Raw genomic sequence first — 16,987 nt, 5'->3', positions numbered from 1 at the left:
ACTCACCGACCAAATTTTAGTTGTCCGGTGCATTTGAGTTGTTCGACGGCACAGTTGCCCGTGCCGCCGGATCAGCTTGACGTTGCGACAACGAGCCGAAGTCCAACATCGAGAGCGTCAAGGCTCCTCAAGTGCCCATAGCGGTCGTCCCACAATCCGCTGTCCAAATCGCGAGATACTTCGGAAACAACGCGATCGACAACGCTGGTTGACATGCGAGCAAAACCAGATGTCGCCGCTCGTGCGTTCGCATTGAGCACACGCTCCGGGTGAGCCCAGAACGAACCGAGCATCCAATCAGGTGTATCGCACGGAATCGGTACCTTATCGATTCGCACGTCACCGCCAAGCCATTCCGCGAGTTGTTCCAGAGGCGGGAAGATTCGGAGATCCAGCGCAGCTACTTCCGGCAAGTAATCTGCCATCAGCCACATTGCAGCACTGATGGTCGCATCATAGGTCAAGATTACAACGGCTCCTCGCGCCACACGTCGAAGCTCGCGGACACCTTTCTCACGTTCCTTATCCCAATGGTGAACGGTAAGTACTGCCATTGCCGCGTCTACAGAGCGATCACGAAGAGGAATGCTGTCCGCAGACGCACGGATCGCAGGGACAAGATTGTGCGAGCGCTGCGCTGCCATCACATCGCTGGGTTCAATTGCAATCACGAAGCGATCCGTCGGCTCGTACGCACCAGTACCAGCACCGACGTTGACAACCGTCTGAGCATTGGCTAAAGCCGCGTGTATCTGCGCTCGGAAGCGAGGATCCTCGCGCCGGGTCTGGGAATAGCCGTGTCCAATTGTATCGTAGCGAGCCATAGATTCTCTTAAGCAGTCACGAGAATTGATTCAAAAGAATGTCTGTCGAACTATTTATTATATCGAACGCTTCCATATAATCCCCTTCAACAAGGTACTTATACCGAACTATTCTGTTTAACTCCCCCAATTGCGCTATTATACCGAATCTTTCCTTATAAACAACCTTTTTAAGTGGATTATACAGAACAATTCCGTATAAATCCCCCCGTAGGGTTATTCAAAAGAACAATTCCGTATAAACCCCCTATTTGCTTGGTTAAACGGAATTTTCGTGGAATTAAATCCGATCTCGTTTCTTGTTCGTCTTAGTAAATAGATGCAATTCGAGTTATCTCGGACAAACATTTTGCCATACAACCATTAAGAAGCAATCATGTTCAAAAATAACAAATTTTTACTCAGTCTACTGTGTTTAAGTAGCCTGGTTTTGACCGTATCATGCAGCACCACAAAATCAGATAATATTTCCCAAAATCAAGCTGCACCATCGACTACAGAAATTGCTCAAGCTGACCCATGTGCTGGGAAAAAAGACCCCTGTGCAGGAAAATTAACCTCCGTTGGAGCGCCTTTAGCTAAAGAACTTCAAGGTAAACCAGTTTTAGTAGATGTATATGCAACCTGGTGTCCTGGTTGTAAAAATATTGCTCCCACCTTGTCGCAATTGAAACAAGAATATTCCGGCAAGGTGAATTTTGTAGTTTTAGATGTCACCGATAAAGCTAAGGTTCAAGAGACACAAGCTCAAGCTGAAAAACTGGGTTTAGGTAAATTTCTTGAGGCTAATCAGAGTAAAACTAGCACAGTAGCTATTGTTGACCCGGCAACTGGCAATATTTTAACCATGTTTAAAAATAATCCTAACAAAGCAGATTACACCAAAATCCTCGACACCGCTCTAGCTAAAAATTAACAATATTAGGGGGTCTAATTCCCGTGCTTCTATAACCAGCGTGTTTTCTGTCGGGGTTAAATCCCCGTTACAAAACACACTCATTACTTATTACTTATTACTCATTACTTTTTTTAATCTCTATCTCTTCATCACGGATAATTTCATGAAACCAATACCCCAATCTTCCCCAGAGCGAAACCCTTCCCGACGTTTTCCAATCTCGAAAAAATGGCTAGTTTACGGTGGATTGGGATTACTATCACTAATTCTAGTTCTCACCCTTGGATCTGTAATTAGTCAACCCATTGAGCGAGTAATTTCCATTGTGGAAAACCGCTACCAACAATGGTTTGATAAACAGGATACCGCCAATCCCTTTGTCTTGCTACCATTGGCTTTTGCAGGAGGCGCGATCGCATCCGTGTCTCCTTGTATTCTCGCACTTTTACCTGTCAATCTCAGCTATATCGGTACACTCAATATCAAATCCCGTTGGGATGCTTTCACTAAAGCTGGTTTGTTCGTTTTGGGTGCGGTGACTATTTTAAGTCTATTTGGTTTGGTGTCTTCCTTTGCGGGAACTGTAATGGTGGAGTACCGAGGCTATATCAATATAGTAGTGGGCTTAATTATGGCTGTGATGGGGTTGTGGTTGATGGGTGTGGTGAATATACCCTTACCGCAGATGAATGTAAATCTTCCGAAAGCGGGACCTTATGGAGTCGGTTTAACCTTTGCATTGGTGAGTTCTCCTTGTGCAAGTCCAGTATTATTCGCGGTGTTAGCATCAGCAGCAGCTACGGGTTCCCAGGTATTGGGTACGCTGACAATGATTAGTTATGCGCTTGGTTATACCTTGTTGATTTTTCTGGCAAGTTTATTTACGGGATTAGCAAAACAAAGTCGTAGTTTGTTGAATCATTCCGAGGGTATTATTCGTTTTGGTAGTGTCGCGCTGATTTTAACTGGGGTGTATTACCTATTTACGGGGACTCAGTGGTTTTTAGGAAGTTAGATATTGAAACTTTTATACCAGATGTAGCATTGCTACACCTGGTATATTTTTCCATAACTATTTAGTCTATCAATTTTATTTTGACGGTTGTGTACAAATCCATAATTGCGTAGAGACGTAGCAATGCTACGTCTCTACAACCGTCATTTTTATCTTGACAGACTACTATCTCTAATTTCCTGAGAACTTGATTAAAAATTAGGGAACATTTACCACATATGGTGATGCAATTGCTGGTGCTGCACCAGAACTCACCAATCCTTGGTAAACAAAAGCTGCAACCTCAGCACGGGTAGCTGGACGGGTGGGGTTGAGTTGTTTGACGGTGGGGTAGTTAACGACAAGTCCCCTTGCAGTTGCAGATGCGATCGCTAGATTGGCATAACTGGGAATTTGAGCCGCATCACTATAATAAGAAAGAAGATTCGCTCTAGCAGTGCTTAAACCCAAACCGTTTGCTAAAGCTACTAATGCTTGAACTCTAGGAATTTGTTGTTGAGGTTTAAAGGTCTTATCTGGATATCCAGCAATAAACCCACCACGGGAAACTGTTTGAATCACCGCAAAAGCCCAAAAATCACTCTTAACATCAGTAAATGCTATTGCTGGATTTTTTGGTGCAGGATTAAAAGCTTTGGCAATAATTGCCGCAAATTGAGCGCGGGTAACGGGTTCATCTGGCTTAAAACGACCATCAGGGAACCCAGCAATGATATTTCTACTGGCTAAGGCTTCGATGTAACCTTTTGCCCAGTAATTAGCAGTAATATCACTGAAGCTACCACTGCCTTGCGGTGGATCAACTTGAGCGATAACTAGATTAATTTTTCCAGATACGCGCTTCGGATCAATATCATTTCCAACAGCAGTGATGGTTTGTTCTTTGGTTGCATTGAGAACATCAAAGAATGTTTTGGTATTTTTTGTGCCGTTGTTCCGAATTAGGTTTTTGCCAGGATCAGCTTCAGTACCTAAATTTGGTTCAGCGGTTTGAATTGCTACTAAACCATGATCGCGGCTATCTTGGATGACATTATTCCGTAACATGGGTTTAGCGCTACCAGTCACAACCACTCCTCCATTATTTTGAAGAATCTGGTTATCAGCAATCATTGGTGCAGCAGTTTCACTAACTGCGATGCCAAAACCAGTATTTTGGAATGTATTTCCCCGAACTTCACCCGTAGATTGTTTGGCAATGGAAATACCGTTACCTAGATTGAGAACAAAAATATTATTGTTTACTTTGGGATTACCTGTACCTGTAACAAACACACCGTCACGGACACTATTGGTAAATGTGTTGTTAGCAATTACTGTATTTGTAGACTCTAGCCATATTCCTGTACCCCGTTGGTTTGGGTTGGTGACAGTCACACCGCTAATGGTGGCATTATTTTGACCCAAAATTGTAATATTTTGTTGGGCAAAAGTTCGACTAGTGTAAGAACCACCACCAGTAATTAAAATTCCCTGTCCTTTCGCTTCGTCATTTCCCCGTAATGTGACTCCAGATTTTAAATCTAGGGGGAAAGTTTCACCGCTTGCGGTGCTGTAATTACCAGGTAATAGTTGAATAACTGTACCTGATTGTGCTTGTTTGAGGGCAAAGCTAATTGTTTTCAGTGGTGCAGCTTCAGTTGTTCCTGCACCAGCTGCATCATTGCCGCTGGTGGGATTAACGTAAATTATGGTACCAGTTGCGGGAGCTTGGGCTGTAATATTTTGAGTGGTTTTGATTTGAATATCAGTTCTTGCATTTACCTGGACTGGTGTCAATACTGAGCCACTAGAGACTAATAGTGTTACAGCTAAACCTGCTGAGAATGAACGAAAACCTTTGTACTGATTATTTTGTAAACCCTGACGTTTCATGTTTCTAAGTACTTGTAATGTGCTAAATAGGAGTATGTTTGATATAGTTTCATTTGCAGCTGGTGTGCTGTCAAATTTATGCCAAACTATACCAGATGATGTATACCAGATCAGCACAGTTTCGGAGATTAATTTTATAATTGCGATGATTGGAAATATGGAAACTTAATTTATGGTTGTGTCGTCGTAAACCGTTTTCACCATAAATCTCAGAATGATTTTCAGAAATTGCATAGTTAAACCCGAAATTAATTATGCGGTACGCAGAACCCTTGTAAAGACGCGATATATCGCGTCTCTACATTCTTATCGGAGATAACTCCAATAAATCTGAATACAAGCTTTTTAAACCTCAAACCCTTATTTCCTTGCACTTTCCCCGGATAAAAAATCCCGAAAGTGTTGATAAATAAATGTTTTATAGTTATTCAGCAAGCCCTAATTAGCAAAGCCTAATTTTTTTTGTTGTCACCAGAGAAACGGATGAATTCAGCGATCGCAGCAATGAACGCGGATACTATAATTAAGATGACGCTGAGGGCATTAATATCTGGTTTTACCCCGGTTCTAATTCGGCTGAAGATTTCCATGGGTAAAGTTCCTGAACCGCTACCGGATGTAAAGCTGGCAATCAAGAAGTCATCGAGACTCAGAATAAAAGATAGCAGACACCCGGCAACAATGGCGGGCATGAGTTGGGGTAATAGGACTAAAATGAAAGACTGTGTAGGTGTTGCCCCCAAATCTAATGCAGCTTCCTCGATATGGGAATCTAAACCTGTAAGTCGAGATGAGACAATTAAACCAATGTAAGCAATGCAAAAAACAACATGTGCGGCAATAATTGTCCAGATGCTGAGGGGAATCGCAAAGGCTGCCAGAAAGACTAAAGTGGAAACAGCGATCGCTATATCAGGAATAATCAATGGTAGATAGGAAATACCCACATATACACCTTTAAAAGGAAAGCGATACCGTGATAAACCCACTGCCATTAATGTTCCTAACACCGCAGATATTCCCACAGCAGTCACGGCAACAATGAGGCTATTTTTTAAAGCGAATAAAATCCGTTCATCTTGGAATAACTTTCGGTACCATTCCAGCGTGAAACCTTCCCAACCACTACTATAGGGTGACTTGTTAAAGCTGTAAAAACCAAGCACCAGAATGGGTAAATACATCAACATCAGCATTACCGAGGAAAACATAGCTTGCCATGCCATTACACGCGGTTTCTTGATAGATGATTTTGGAGATGAGGATATGGTATTCACATTTTTAACCAGTTATCAGTTATCAGTTATCAATTACCAGTTATCAGTTCACTGATTTAATTTTAGCTTTGAATCAAATTCGTTCATAGCATATATCAAGAATCAAGTCAATTAAACCTTGTAGGTATATTAAGAGCAAATATTTAAAATTTTTTGATTTACTAATATTAATAAGCTTAGACGCATTTAAATGACATTAACAGAATTTCCTTTATTTTTTACCTTCCTAGTCCAATTAATAATTAATTCCCCTTCGTTCAAAAGTTTATTTACTATTTTTTCTAGTTCTTCTTGTGTTTCAAATTCTCGATGAGCTATATATTCTTTAGCAGAATGCCACACTAATTCTATTAAATTATAGTCAGGACTATAAGCAGGTAAAAATTCCAACTTTATATTAGGTAATTCTGATTCTATTTTTTCTAAAAACTCTTGCTTTTTATGAAAGCTTGCGTTATCTAAAATTATGATTATCTTTGGACCTTCGCTGTGAAATTTTTGCGGTTCATTACCTTGAAACTCCCATTCTTTACGTATTTGCTCATTCAAACAAATTAACTGGTTATAAAATGTTTCCGAATTTCCTTTTTTTATCACAAAACATATTCTTCTTTTATCCCCATATCTTAATCCTCCCATGATATTTACTCTTCCTCTTCTCCTCTTTCCTTTTATTTTTTTTCTCTTCCCTTTTTTAGTCCAACATCTTCTTCTTATCACTCTTAAGCTAAAACCGCACTCATCCCAAAACCATACCTGAAGTGCATTTGGGCTCTCTTGCGCTAATCTCAAATAGTCTAATAATTTTTCTTTGAACTCTTCTCTTTTTTTTTATCTTGTTTCTCTTCTAAACTATATTTTCCCCAAATATATACATATTTTTCTTGTGATAGTATTCTGCTTACTTGCGATTTACTCAGTTTTATTCCTGTTTCTTTCTCTAGATGCTCTGATAATCTTTTCCCTGTCCACCTCCCAAATTCATACCCGAATTCTTTCGGTTCTTTATCTATAATTTTTAACAAACGCTCTATATATTCTTTACTCGCTTTGCTGTAATTACCTTTTGCTCTTCCATCTTCTAGTGTTTCTAAATTATTTGGATCTCCATGAACGCACCAGTAAGCTACTCTTCTTAGGGAGCATCCTACAAACTCGGCTATCTTCTCATACGTCTTTCCATCATTCAAAAGCAACAACATTAAAGCTCTTTCTCTTATCTTCGGATTTTCTTCCGTCTTTACTGCCTGTTGTAGATTTTTCTTTTCTGTTGATGATAGATGACCCTTCGCTGGCATTTCGGCTTATTATCTAAATTTGCTGCTTTTATTTTATGTCATCTAGATGCGTTTTAGCTTAGTTATGTTTTTAATAGGTATTCCCTTAGAATAATCACAGCACCGAAATAAGTTACCGCAATATCTAATCAGCAACAATCAAGTTGCTAAATTTGCCGTAAGTTGTGATCTCTGTTTAGCATCTCTTGAGATTTTATGACATTATCAAAATTTAATATCAATGCTTGCTGTTTAAGTCTGGCTACTATCGTTAATATGTGCGATATTCAGCCACTCAAAGCGCAGTTGGCAATAGAAGCAGATTTAACAAACCAATTAACAAACCAATTACAAGCCCAAGTTACTCCAGTTTTGCCTCCACAGCAAGATAATAAACCACCCTCTACCCAACCTTTACCACAACCGCTACCAACTCCGCTACCACCACCCGATGAGTTGTTATTGCCACCTAATGCCGAACCGACTCCCCCAGAAGTTAATCCCGATATAAATGTCCCAGATACGATCCAGGTTGATCAGTTTATAGTTACGGGTAGTACAGTTTTTAGTGCCGCAGATTTTGAGAAAGTTACCGCACCTTTTACAAAAAAACCTTTAACTCTGCCAGAATTATTTCAAGTTCGTTCGGCAATTACAAAGCTATATGTTGATAAAGGATACATCACAAGTGGTGCCTATATTCCCTCTCAATCACTCAAAGGTGGTACAGTCGAAATCAAGGTAGTAGAGGGTCAGGTAGAAGAGATTAAAGTTACTGGTTTAAAACGCCTCAATCCCCAGTATATTCGCAGTCGTGTTAGACTAGCAGCAGGCAGACCTTTAAATCGCGATCGCTTACTACAAGGATTGCAGGTTTTACAAACAAATCCTCAAGTTAGTAACCTTTCTGCCGAACTTTCTACCGGAACAACCCCTGGTGGTAGTGTTTTGGAAGTCAAGGTATTAGAAGCAAAAACCTTTAATACTCAGTTAACGTTAGATAATGGACGTTCTCCCAGCGTCGGTAGTTTTCGTCGTGAAGTTAGAATCAGAGAAGGCAATTTATCAGGATTTGGAGACAGTGCAAGTGTTAGTTATCTAAATACTGATGGTAGCGACGTTTGGGATTTTAGCTACAGTTTACCCATCAATGCGAAAAACGGTACTCTGGCATTTAGTTATGGAACCTCAGATAATGACATTATCGAAAAACCATTTAACCAGCTAGATATTACTTCCTACTCCAGATATTATGAAGTAGCCCTACGTCAACCAATTGTTCAAAAACCCCGCGAAGAATTTGCCCTAGGTTTTGCCTTTACCCAGCGGGAAAGCAAAGCTAGTTTATTCAACGGTGAAGTACCCTTTCCAGGGACTGGAACTGATGAAAACGGTAGAACTAGCGTCACAGCACTGAGGTTCACTCAAGAGTGGACACAACGTGATAGTCGCCAAGTATTGGCAGCGCGATCGCAGTTTAGCATCGGGCTTGATGCTTTCAACTCCACCATTAATAAATCTTCTCCTGATAGTAGCTTTTTGGCATGGAGAGGACAAGCCCAATTGGTTAGTTTACTTGCACCCGATACACTTTTCTTGGTACGTGGTGATTTGCAATTTGCTGATAGACAATTACTTGCTATTGAACAGTACAGTTTGGGAGGAATTCAAAGTGTGCGCGGCTACCGTCAAGATGCCCTATTAACAGATAATGGGTTTTTAGCTAGTACCGAAGTACGTTTACCAATTTGGAGACAACGCAAATCTAAGTTAGTTTTACAGTTGGTTCCCTTCCTGGATTTTGGTACCGTATGGAATCAAGGCAAAAATCCGGATCCTAAACCTAATACATTAGTGTCTACAGGATTAGGTCTAAGATTTCAGTTAGGTGATAATCTCAATGCCCAATTAGATTACGGTATTCCTTTGGTTTCAATAGAATCTAAGAAAAACAACTGGCAGGAAAATGGTTTATATTTCTCGCTGACTTATAGTCCATTTTAACCTTTAACCACGTTTGCGGCAGCCTGTTTTAGTTGGAGGCAGCATGTTTGTGGGGGAAACTTCCCCCACAAACATCCCTTGTGTAAATTCCCATTACAAAATAGATTTATTACTCATTACTTATTTCTTAATCAGATGTAGATACCCTTAAGAAGGTACTTATGAATAACGAATTTGTAAAATTAAGCGATCTTTTGTGGTAGGTGGTTTAACTCTATGCAAACAAGATGGATCTTCCATAAAGCCGTAACCAGCTTTACCTATCAAATACATTTGTTGCCATCTACTATAATGCTTAAAGACAACTTCTTCTTCCTGAATATTAGAATTTAAGAGCATTGAAATAGGTTTATTTTTATGAGAACCTGGTAATAATACATGCACTCCAGATTCAATATTCATCACATCTGTAATATAAAAACTTGCAGTGACAAAGTTCATTCCTGCAACATCATAATGCCAGTTAGTGGGAGGATATAACTGCTGAATTTTATCTTCACTTTCAGGAACAACAAAACTCCAAGTTAAATGTTGAGTGATTTTGCTTGGATAGTAACCAAGAAAGTTGCTAGCAACTTGAATTAGTTCATTGTTATGTGTGACTTGTCTAATTTCGGGGCAGGTATGAATATCTGCCACTAATCCGCGATAAATGTAGTTAGAGTCTAGTTTTTTGTTATCAATATCCTTAACATAAAAAGTATGCTCATTTTTAGGTTCTACACAAGGATTAGTTGTTGCAAAATTATAGATTGCATCAACAATATTCTGATTTAGTAAAGATTTTAGTGGATAAATCGCGGTAGAACTTAATTCCCGCTGACATTCTTTTTGATCTATTGAGGTAGAAAATATTTGGCTTTGATAATCTACTAGCTTTGCTGGATATAGACTTTGGAATACTTTTTGAGTTTGACTATATAGATGGCGAACTGTTCTAAATCTACCTAGCTTCTGAAATTTCTGAGATGAAGTACGTTTCAAGAAATCAGTATTACTAGCTATGCTTACCATCGTATTTTGTTCCGTTAACTGTGTTCTTACTTATTAAGATGTCACAGTTACTTAGTGAGTAACATCGCTAATCTTACTCGTCTTAGTTATGAATATACAATATTGTAAACGATTCCTTTAAGCAAAAACTAGAGAATTACTCAATTTAACCAGATGATTTATACATCTTGACTTTGATATACTGTTTTTTAGTAATTTTATATCAGAAATTATAGCTAAATATGATTTAATTCATAATTTTGTGAAAATAAATACTATTTTGCGTTATATATTTTGACTTTGCATTCAAAGATACTAAGACTCACGCAACTAAGATGACTTTATCGTATAATTTTGATGCTGTAAGCAGATTTGAATCTAGAAATCAAAACTATAACATCAAGCACCAAGCAACGATAATCAAATTTACATGAGCCGTGAATATCAGCAAGCTCTAATTAGTAAATTAACACCAAGTTTCAATCACTTTACCTGTTAATTTTTGTCCATACCAATAGCTATTTGCTGCAAGTGTCTGGAGATTTCTAGGTTCAACTTTCCAGGTTTGATGAGGATTAAATAAAACTAATTCAGCAGCTTTTCCAGAGGTAATAGTATTTAACTGTTGTTGTACACAATTTGCAGGACGACTACTTAAAGCTTGCCATAATTCTAAAGCAGTGAATTCTCCAGTTTCCACGAGGTTTTGCCACAACAAAGGTAAAGCTAACTCGTACCCTATCGCTCCGGGTGGTGCGTCCGCAAAAGCTACAGTTTTTTCCTCATAAGTATAGGGTGTATGCTCAATAGCGATCGCATCTATGATCCCATCCTTAATTCCTCGACGCAATGCTAACATATCACTGCTATTTCCCAGGGGTGGTTCTAAATGCAAGCTAGGATGATAACTTTTTAAGGCTTTACTATCCAATAATAAATGCATCCATGTGGTACTTGCTGTGACTGCTAAACCCCGCGATTTCGCATCAGCAATTAATTCCACTCCCCGCGCTGTCGATACCCGCATAATGTGTATAGGTGTACCCATGGTTGCCACTAATTCTAATAATGCGGAAATTGCTGAGGTCTCACAGCTATATGGTATTAATGGCAACCCAAATCTTATTGCGTCACTACCTTCTCGCATCATCCCATTAGCGTGTAAGTGATGATCACAGCACCAAAAGGCTACAGGTTTACTCAAAGGTTTTAGGTATTCTAAAATACGTCGCACCATACCTAAATTTGTCAACGGCTTACCATCTGCAAACCCAACAATTCCCGCTTCAGCTAATTCGGCAAACTCAGTAATTTTTTGTCCTTCCACACCATGAGTTAATGCACCCCAAAGATAGATATTTGGCAGATTTTGCCCAATATCTCGACTTTTTTGGTGAATTTGAGCAATAGATGCCGGATTATCGAGAGCGGGAGAAGTATCGGGTAAAAGACAAATCCGGGTAAAACCGCCAGCTTTAGCCGATTGCATCAAGGATACCAAAGTTTCCCGCTCTTCAAACCCAGGTTCCCCAGAATGACTATACAAATCCACCAAACCATTACCTAGCACCAAACCGCGACAATCACGAACTAAGGTATCTGGTGATAATTCTAGAGGGGAGATAGACGCAATAATTTGATAATTTCCCGACTCATTCAGCAGTACATCCGTTACTTCATCAGTTTGGGAAACCGAGTCAATTACTCGCACCTGTTGTAAAAGTTCCATATAAATCAGTTATCAGTTAGCAGTTATCAGTTATCAGTTACCAGTTACCAGTTATCAGTTAGCGGATTTATTATTACAATTAGAATTGTTAGACTCCATTGTGCATTTTTCCAAAGTACAAATACAAATCTTTAACCTAGCCATAGAGTCACATATCTTATCTCTACAAGCTTTGAGGTAAATCAGGTGTACATACCCCGACAACTGATAACTGATTACTGTTAACTGATTTATAACGCTCCAGCTGCGGTTTTATCAAATACACCACCACCCAAATGTGCAGTAATGTTCATAGCTTGCAGCACTGGCAACCCATCCAACCCATTAGGATAATCAATCACGCTGACTGCACCATTACCTTGACGAAAATTCCAAAAGTTTTCTGCTGGTAATCCCAGAATTTGACAAAGTAAAGATTTATTTGTGGCATCGTGGGCAACAACTAAACCAATTTGCAGTTGCTTATCTAGTCCAGTACTAACTATTTTCCGCCATGCGATCGCGCTTCGTTCCCAAACCTGTTGCAAATTTTCACCTTCTGGCATTTGCACCTCAGCGGGAATCGTTCTCCAACGTTCTAATTCTCCAGGAAACTCCTGTTCAATCTCCTTCTCAAACTTACCTTCCCACAATCCGTGACTAATTTCTCGCAAACCATCATCAACTTCCAGTGAAATATCAGAATGTGGCTGTAAAATAATCTCCGCAGTTTCTTTTGGACGCGACATTGAACTACTAATAGCAAAGTCGATTTTCACATCTTTGAGAAATTCTCCAGCTTTTTGCGCTTGCTGTCTACCATTATCATTCAGGGGAATATCAATTTGTCCTTGAAACTTTCCTTGACGGTTCCACTCAGTTTCACCATGACGCACCAACAGCAATCTTACACCTTGGTGTCCAGGACGTACCGATGGGAAAATTTCCCCCATATGCTGAGTTTGGTTCAAAGATTCCAACTGCACCGTATCATCCAAACCACCCGCAAAATTGAGGATACTCACACCACAATTTGATTGTTGCAACGAATGATAGCGATTGGCAGACACACCCAAAGCAGTACTAATTAAGGCTCTGTTAATCCCATTATGTCCCACCACCAAGATAGTTTCACCTGGGTGGCGCTCCAAAATTTCCTGCCAAAAATCCCTAGCTTGTCCATACAAAGCTAAAACTGGAAAATATTCCCGATTTTCAACCTCCATCACCAGTTTTTCTGGTTCTTCATGCCAAATTCGATAATCTTCGGGATAATTCTCTTTGACATCACTGGTAAGTAAACCTTCCCATGTTCGCAAATCAATTTCCATCAACTTGTCACTAGTGGAAAAACTAGCACTGTCTCCAGAGTTCGCAATAATCTCACGATGAATAATTTCAGCAGTTTCCTTTGCCCGTTGTAAAGGGCTACAGTAAATCGCTTGAAAAGGAATATTTTTCAGGATATTACCAACTTTATTGGCATCGTTCCTACCCTTTTCAGTTAGCGTTGAAGCATTACTACGTCCTTGGATTCGCCTTTGCGTATTGTAGGTGCTTTCTCCGTGGCGCACTATGATGACACGAGTCATCCTTATTTTCCCCCATCTATCTAAAGGATTAATATTACTGCAAAACGTCCGCAGATTTTCGCTAGCGGAATCAAGGGAAATTCTGGTTTACTGAATATTATCTGCGGAAATAGCTTCAAATCCGACATCCCAAGAAATTATAAATCCTTTGCAGTCCTTTGGGGATAGGACTTAGCAATGCAATTGTGCATAAAAATTGTTGATGGTTGTCTATATATCAATAACCTAGTACAGCACGGCAGAAATAAACCTACCATTGCAACCAGCCAAAAAGCTTGTTTTATTGGCTTGATTGCTTAGGTTCCTCCTGCCTTAACGTAGTAGTCTGTTTTAGTTTTTGAGTTGGTTTGTCTCTTCAATTAATCATCAGGAGATAGAAATGTCTGACGAAAACAATCAAAATCATGATAGCTTCCAAAATCTCAATGATCTAAATTTATCTAATTTGTGGTGGCACGGTGGATATGATTGGACTTCATTGGTTAAACAAGAAATCTACCACGAACCCCACGAGCCAGAAAAATCAAATGCCAAAATTCAGGCAAAGGAATCAAAGAGTCAAAAACTTTTTTTTAGCTTGTTAATTGTACTTGGTTTACTAAGCGCTACAATGATCGCCAAGCTCAACCAAGTGACTCAAACAGTTCAAGAAGTAGGTAAAAATCTGGCGAAAGAAGTAATTTATCAACAGCATCGGTAAACTGAGGCTGATAGGTAAGTAGGTGGGTATTGAAAATTGTCGTTATGACAGCGCAAAGATTTGGGGTGCCTGTGCCTCCCAAATAATTTGTAAAAAGGCTTTGAATCAAGTTTACGGTTTGTTACATAGTACTCTGCGAGAAGCCGCACTTACAGAAGTCACTCCGTGCCTACCGCGTCTATGTTTTATTTATGCCTACCTACTTAAGGGCGTGATTACAGAAGTCGCCTCATGTCTACTTTGTTTGACTTTCTAAGTTACCAAGATCCAGTTGTAACTGTACTCCATCATTGCCATTAACTGATTGTGCAGGTTGTAATAAAATTGGTGTATTGGGTAAAGTCAGTGTTTCACTATAACCCACTGGCTTAGTTGTTTGTCTCGGATTGTTGTTACTATTGGTAATGCCAAAGAAATTATTAAAATCTGCCTGAGCATCTCGATTATTAATTCCTGTTAAAGAATCACCCGATTTTACCTCTGATGACGATTGCGCTGTAACGGGATTTTGGAAACCAAATAAAGCTGCTGATATACCGAGAATGGTAAACGCGAAGCTTACGCGATGGAAGTTGTTCGCTTTCATGGTTAAAGGTGAGTATTTTCTCAGCTGATTTGACTTGACAATATTATATACTTCTGAAATTTGACTGGTGGTTTTTGTAATATTATTGCATTGTAATTTTTGATACTTTTATTCGTTTATACCAAAACGGTAGCCTTTTCCGTAGACGCTATAAATTAATTGCGTCTGTTCACCAACTTCAATTTTCCGTCGTAACAACCGAATTAGTGCCGCAATTACGTTACTGCTGGGTTGTTCTTCCTCTTGCCACAGATGCTGCATAATTTGGGTGTGAGTTAGTAAATTCCCAAGGTTTTCCATGAAATATTGCAATAGTTGGGTTTCTTTTTGGGAAAGTTCAATTATTCTTGCTTGACGATAGGCAACTTGATTTTCGATATCTAGTTCTAAGTCTGCTACCTTGATCCGATTTGTTGAATTAGCTGCTGTTTGGGTTGGAGAACGTCGTAATAATGCCCGAACTCTTGCCAGTAGTTCCCGTAGTTCAAATGGTTTAACTAAGTAATCATCGGCACCAGCATCTAATCCCTGTACTCGATCATCAAGGGTGTCTTTAGCTGTTAAAAATAATACAGGTGTAGCTTTACCTTGTTGCCGCAGTTCTTGACAAATTTCCAATCCAGTTTTCTCTGGTAACATCCAATCGAGAATTAATAGATCATAGGTAGTATTTTTTGCCATTTGACTCCCATTTTCCCCGTCATAGGCAGCATCGACGGTGTAACCTTCACGTATTAATAAACGACTCAGGGGATCTGTTAGTTCGGTTTCATCATCTACTAAAAGAATTCGCATCGGAGTTTGAGATTGAAGATTTTACGATGAATTATAGATCCTCCAGATCCCCCACTTCTTGAAGGGGATCTGTAAAGACTAGCGATGAAAGAAAACTATGATTAAGGGAAGTAAGGCAAAAAGAAATTGATTCCAAGCCGGGTAATGAAGTTTTTGTTTGGTTTCTAGGGTTTCTTGTGGGGAAAGTAAAGCTTCGATGCGTTGTTCAAGACGCTGAACTCCGTAGGAATTCACTGCTGCACAGCACATATCTGATGTGACAGGTGGGTTACTGGCAACTAACAGTAGTGATTCGGCTAAGAGTAGGGGATCGACTTGAGAAGTTGCGTAAGCATCAGCGCGGAGTTCACGCAAGTCTACAAGTTCTTGCCAGAGGATGTTGGTATTGGGTAGCCAAGCTGTAAATTTGCGAACCCAACCTAGCCAAAAGAACCAAAATGTATCTCGGTAATAGTGGTGTCCTTGTTCGTGTGCCAGGACGGTTTCTAATTGTTCTGCGGAAAGGGATTTAATGAGTCCTTGGCTGATAACTAGTTCAGGTTGCCAAAAGCCGATTTGACCAGCAAATAATGCGCCAGTTGTCAAGAGGCGAATTTTTTGATCTGCTAGTTGAATTTGGGGATTGTTTCGGGCTGATTGTACAGATATCCAACCTTTGTAGGCTAGGTAGATGCCAAATAAAATTGAGGTGAGGAGATAGCAAAGGGCGAAAACATAGCTAAATTTGCCTGTGTGCCAAGTTCCCATCATGTCTTGGCTACCCATACACAAAAGCGCGATCGCGTTGGAGAATAAAAGCAGTGGTGGAAAGAGAAATAGAAATAGCGATCGCTGCCAGCGAGAAACCCAACAAATTCGATGGTTGGTAGTTTGAGGGATATTTTCTAAGGATCTCACGCACCACGCGATCGCTATCACTACGACAATCATCAACATGTGCATTATTGTTTTTCCTCCCTGGCTTGACGTGCTGCTTGAATCCGATTAGCAATTGCCTGAATTTGATCACTTGCTGATTCATCAAGGCTATCAGCAAAGGCGGCAATCACATCCGGATTACCCACCGCTAAAAATCTTTGTAACTGTTCGTGCGCCCTAATTATATCTGCTTGTTGCTTGGTTAACATGGTTCGCCAGTAGAAAGCGCGTCCTTTTTTATCGCAAGCTAGCCAACCTTTATCTGTGAGACGACGCAATACGGTAGTTACAGAAGTATAAGCTAACTCTCGGTTAGGATCTGCCAAAATGCGATCGTGTACGTCTTTAACTGTCACCGAACCCAGTTCCCAAACTATATTCAAAATTTCTGCTTCTAAAGGACCTAGTGATAACTGCTTAGGGCGATATTCGGGTAAAGGTGCCATAGGTATTTTGTATTTTGGTTTTTGTGCTGGACGAATGCATATTATCTAGTTAGGCATTGGTAGCCAAAAACTACTCTAA

Annotated in this window: 15 protein-coding genes and 1 pseudogene; 5 read left to right on the top strand and 11 right to left on the bottom strand. The window is 39.9% G+C overall.

All coding sequences use genetic code 11. The features are described 5' to 3' along the window. Positions 1-71: 71 nt before the first annotated feature. The gene (locus CAL6303_RS20835) at positions 72-824 is read right to left on the bottom strand and encodes a class I SAM-dependent methyltransferase (protein ID WP_015199809.1); all 753 of its coding nucleotides are present in this window, start codon (positions 822-824) and stop codon (positions 72-74) included. Positions 825-1,200: 376 nt separating this feature from the next. Here CAL6303_RS20835 and CAL6303_RS20830 point away from each other — a divergent pair, with 376 nt between their 5' ends. After that, a complete protein-coding gene (locus CAL6303_RS20830) occupies positions 1,201-1,740 on the top strand; it encodes a TlpA family protein disulfide reductase (protein ID WP_015199808.1) in 540 nt (179 codons plus the stop codon). Positions 1,741-1,885: 145 nt separating this feature from the next. Then, positions 1,886-2,737 carry a cytochrome c biogenesis CcdA family protein gene (locus tag CAL6303_RS20825; protein WP_015199807.1) on the top strand — a complete coding sequence of 284 codons (852 nt, stop codon included), beginning with the start codon at positions 1,886-1,888 and terminating at the stop codon, positions 2,735-2,737. A 198-nt stretch (positions 2,738-2,935) separates the two neighbouring features. Here CAL6303_RS20825 and CAL6303_RS20820 read toward each other — a convergent pair whose 3' ends face one another. The 3 genes and pseudogenes from CAL6303_RS20820 to CAL6303_RS29455 all read right to left on the bottom strand — a co-directional run bounded on the left by CAL6303_RS20820 (position 2,936) and on the right by CAL6303_RS29455 (position 7,187). Then, complete coding sequence (locus CAL6303_RS20820; RefSeq protein WP_015199806.1) at positions 2,936-4,612, bottom strand: DUF1565 domain-containing protein; 1,677 nt, start codon at positions 4,610-4,612, stop codon at positions 2,936-2,938. Between the two features lie 452 nt (positions 4,613-5,064). Next, entirely contained in the window at positions 5,065-5,838 is a 774-nt protein-coding gene (locus tag CAL6303_RS20815) for an ABC transporter permease (RefSeq protein ID WP_015199805.1), read from the bottom strand. A 237-nt stretch (positions 5,839-6,075) separates the two neighbouring features. Further along, positions 6,076-7,187, bottom strand: a pseudogene (locus CAL6303_RS29455) (IS630 family transposase). A 195-nt stretch (positions 7,188-7,382) separates the two neighbouring features. On the opposite strand from CAL6303_RS29455, the gene CAL6303_RS20800 reads away from it, so the two are divergent. Continuing rightward, entirely contained in the window at positions 7,383-9,170 is a 1,788-nt protein-coding gene (locus CAL6303_RS20800; protein ID WP_015199804.1) for a ShlB/FhaC/HecB family hemolysin secretion/activation protein, read from the top strand. A gap of 159 nt (positions 9,171-9,329) precedes the next feature. On the opposite strand, the gene CAL6303_RS20795 is transcribed toward CAL6303_RS20800, so the two are convergent. From CAL6303_RS20795 to CAL6303_RS20785, 3 genes are all read right to left on the bottom strand, one after another. Continuing rightward, on the bottom strand, positions 9,330-10,184 hold the full coding sequence (locus tag CAL6303_RS20795; RefSeq protein ID WP_015199803.1) for a hypothetical protein: 855 nt from the start codon (positions 10,182-10,184) through the stop codon (positions 9,330-9,332). A gap of 445 nt (positions 10,185-10,629) precedes the next feature. Then, positions 10,630-11,898, bottom strand: coding sequence for a dihydroorotase (locus CAL6303_RS20790; protein ID WP_085953331.1), 1,269 nt, complete (start codon positions 11,896-11,898; stop codon positions 10,630-10,632). A gap of 224 nt (positions 11,899-12,122) precedes the next feature. Continuing rightward, complete coding sequence (locus CAL6303_RS20785) at positions 12,123-13,463, bottom strand: histidine phosphatase family protein (RefSeq protein WP_015199801.1); 1,341 nt, start codon at positions 13,461-13,463, stop codon at positions 12,123-12,125. Between the two features lie 177 nt (positions 13,464-13,640). On the opposite strand from CAL6303_RS20785, the gene CAL6303_RS31540 reads away from it, so the two are divergent. Both CAL6303_RS31540 and CAL6303_RS20780 read left to right on the top strand, forming a co-directional pair. Continuing rightward, entirely contained in the window at positions 13,641-13,763 is a 123-nt protein-coding gene (locus CAL6303_RS31540) for a hypothetical protein (protein ID WP_255348432.1), read from the top strand. 79 nt (positions 13,764-13,842) lie between these two features. Beyond that, positions 13,843-14,163: a hypothetical protein gene (locus CAL6303_RS20780; RefSeq protein WP_015199800.1), complete on the top strand. Its 321-nt coding sequence runs from the start codon at positions 13,843-13,845 to the stop codon at positions 14,161-14,163. Positions 14,164-14,398: 235 nt separating this feature from the next. On the opposite strand, the gene CAL6303_RS20775 is transcribed toward CAL6303_RS20780, so the two are convergent. The 4 genes from CAL6303_RS20775 to CAL6303_RS20760 all read right to left on the bottom strand — a co-directional run bounded on the left by CAL6303_RS20775 (position 14,399) and on the right by CAL6303_RS20760 (position 16,908). After that, complete coding sequence (locus CAL6303_RS20775; RefSeq protein ID WP_015199798.1) at positions 14,399-14,749, bottom strand: hypothetical protein; 351 nt, start codon at positions 14,747-14,749, stop codon at positions 14,399-14,401. 108 nt (positions 14,750-14,857) lie between these two features. Next, positions 14,858-15,544: a two-component system response regulator RppA gene (gene rppA / locus CAL6303_RS20770; protein WP_015199797.1), complete on the bottom strand. Its 687-nt coding sequence runs from the start codon at positions 15,542-15,544 to the stop codon at positions 14,858-14,860. Between the two features lie 78 nt (positions 15,545-15,622). Next, positions 15,623-16,486 carry a M56 family metallopeptidase gene (locus CAL6303_RS20765; RefSeq protein ID WP_015199796.1) on the bottom strand — a complete coding sequence of 288 codons (864 nt, stop codon included), beginning with the start codon at positions 16,484-16,486 and terminating at the stop codon, positions 15,623-15,625. Beyond that, positions 16,486-16,908 carry a BlaI/MecI/CopY family transcriptional regulator gene (locus tag CAL6303_RS20760; protein ID WP_015199795.1) on the bottom strand — a complete coding sequence of 141 codons (423 nt, stop codon included), beginning with the start codon at positions 16,906-16,908 and terminating at the stop codon, positions 16,486-16,488. The genes CAL6303_RS20765 and CAL6303_RS20760 overlap by 1 nt, the downstream gene beginning before the upstream one ends. Positions 16,909-16,987: the final 79 nt, after the last annotated feature.

It is taken from the genome of Calothrix sp. PCC 6303 (genome assembly GCF_000317435.1).
Classification (GTDB): Bacteria; Cyanobacteriota; Cyanobacteriia; order Cyanobacteriales; family Nostocaceae; genus PCC-6303.
Note: the sequence above shows the minus strand (reverse complement) of the source record. Positions and strands in the feature narration are given on the sequence as shown.

What these genes read in the sequence shown, in the direction of transcription:
- CAL6303_RS20835 (WP_015199809.1), bottom strand. Translation starts at nt 824, where the DNA reads ATGGCTCGCTACGATACAATTGGACACGGCTATTCCCAGACCCGGCGC.
- CAL6303_RS20830 (WP_015199808.1), top strand. Translation starts at nt 1,201, where the DNA reads ATGTTCAAAAATAACAAATTTTTACTCAGTCTACTGTGTTTAAGTAGC.
- CAL6303_RS20825 (WP_015199807.1), top strand. Translation starts at nt 1,886, where the DNA reads ATGAAACCAATACCCCAATCTTCCCCAGAGCGAAACCCTTCCCGACGT.
- CAL6303_RS20820 (WP_015199806.1), bottom strand. Translation starts at nt 4,612, where the DNA reads ATGAAACGTCAGGGTTTACAAAATAATCAGTACAAAGGTTTTCGTTCA.
- CAL6303_RS20815 (WP_015199805.1), bottom strand. Translation starts at nt 5,838, where the DNA reads ATGGCATGGCAAGCTATGTTTTCCTCGGTAATGCTGATGTTGATGTAT.
- CAL6303_RS20800 (WP_015199804.1), top strand. Translation starts at nt 7,383, where the DNA reads ATGACATTATCAAAATTTAATATCAATGCTTGCTGTTTAAGTCTGGCT.
- CAL6303_RS20795 (WP_015199803.1), bottom strand. Translation starts at nt 10,184, where the DNA reads ATGGTAAGCATAGCTAGTAATACTGATTTCTTGAAACGTACTTCATCT.
- CAL6303_RS20785 (WP_015199801.1), bottom strand. Translation starts at nt 13,463, where the DNA reads ATGACTCGTGTCATCATAGTGCGCCACGGAGAAAGCACCTACAATACG.
- CAL6303_RS31540 (WP_255348432.1), top strand. Translation starts at nt 13,641, where the DNA reads ATGCAATTGTGCATAAAAATTGTTGATGGTTGTCTATATATCAATAAC.
- CAL6303_RS20780 (WP_015199800.1), top strand. Translation starts at nt 13,843, where the DNA reads ATGTCTGACGAAAACAATCAAAATCATGATAGCTTCCAAAATCTCAAT.
- CAL6303_RS20775 (WP_015199798.1), bottom strand. Translation starts at nt 14,749, where the DNA reads ATGAAAGCGAACAACTTCCATCGCGTAAGCTTCGCGTTTACCATTCTC.
- rppA (WP_015199797.1), bottom strand. Translation starts at nt 15,544, where the DNA reads ATGCGAATTCTTTTAGTAGATGATGAAACCGAACTAACAGATCCCCTG.
- CAL6303_RS20765 (WP_015199796.1), bottom strand. Translation starts at nt 16,486, where the DNA reads ATGCACATGTTGATGATTGTCGTAGTGATAGCGATCGCGTGGTGCGTG.
- CAL6303_RS20760 (WP_015199795.1), bottom strand. Translation starts at nt 16,908, where the DNA reads ATGGCACCTTTACCCGAATATCGCCCTAAGCAGTTATCACTAGGTCCT.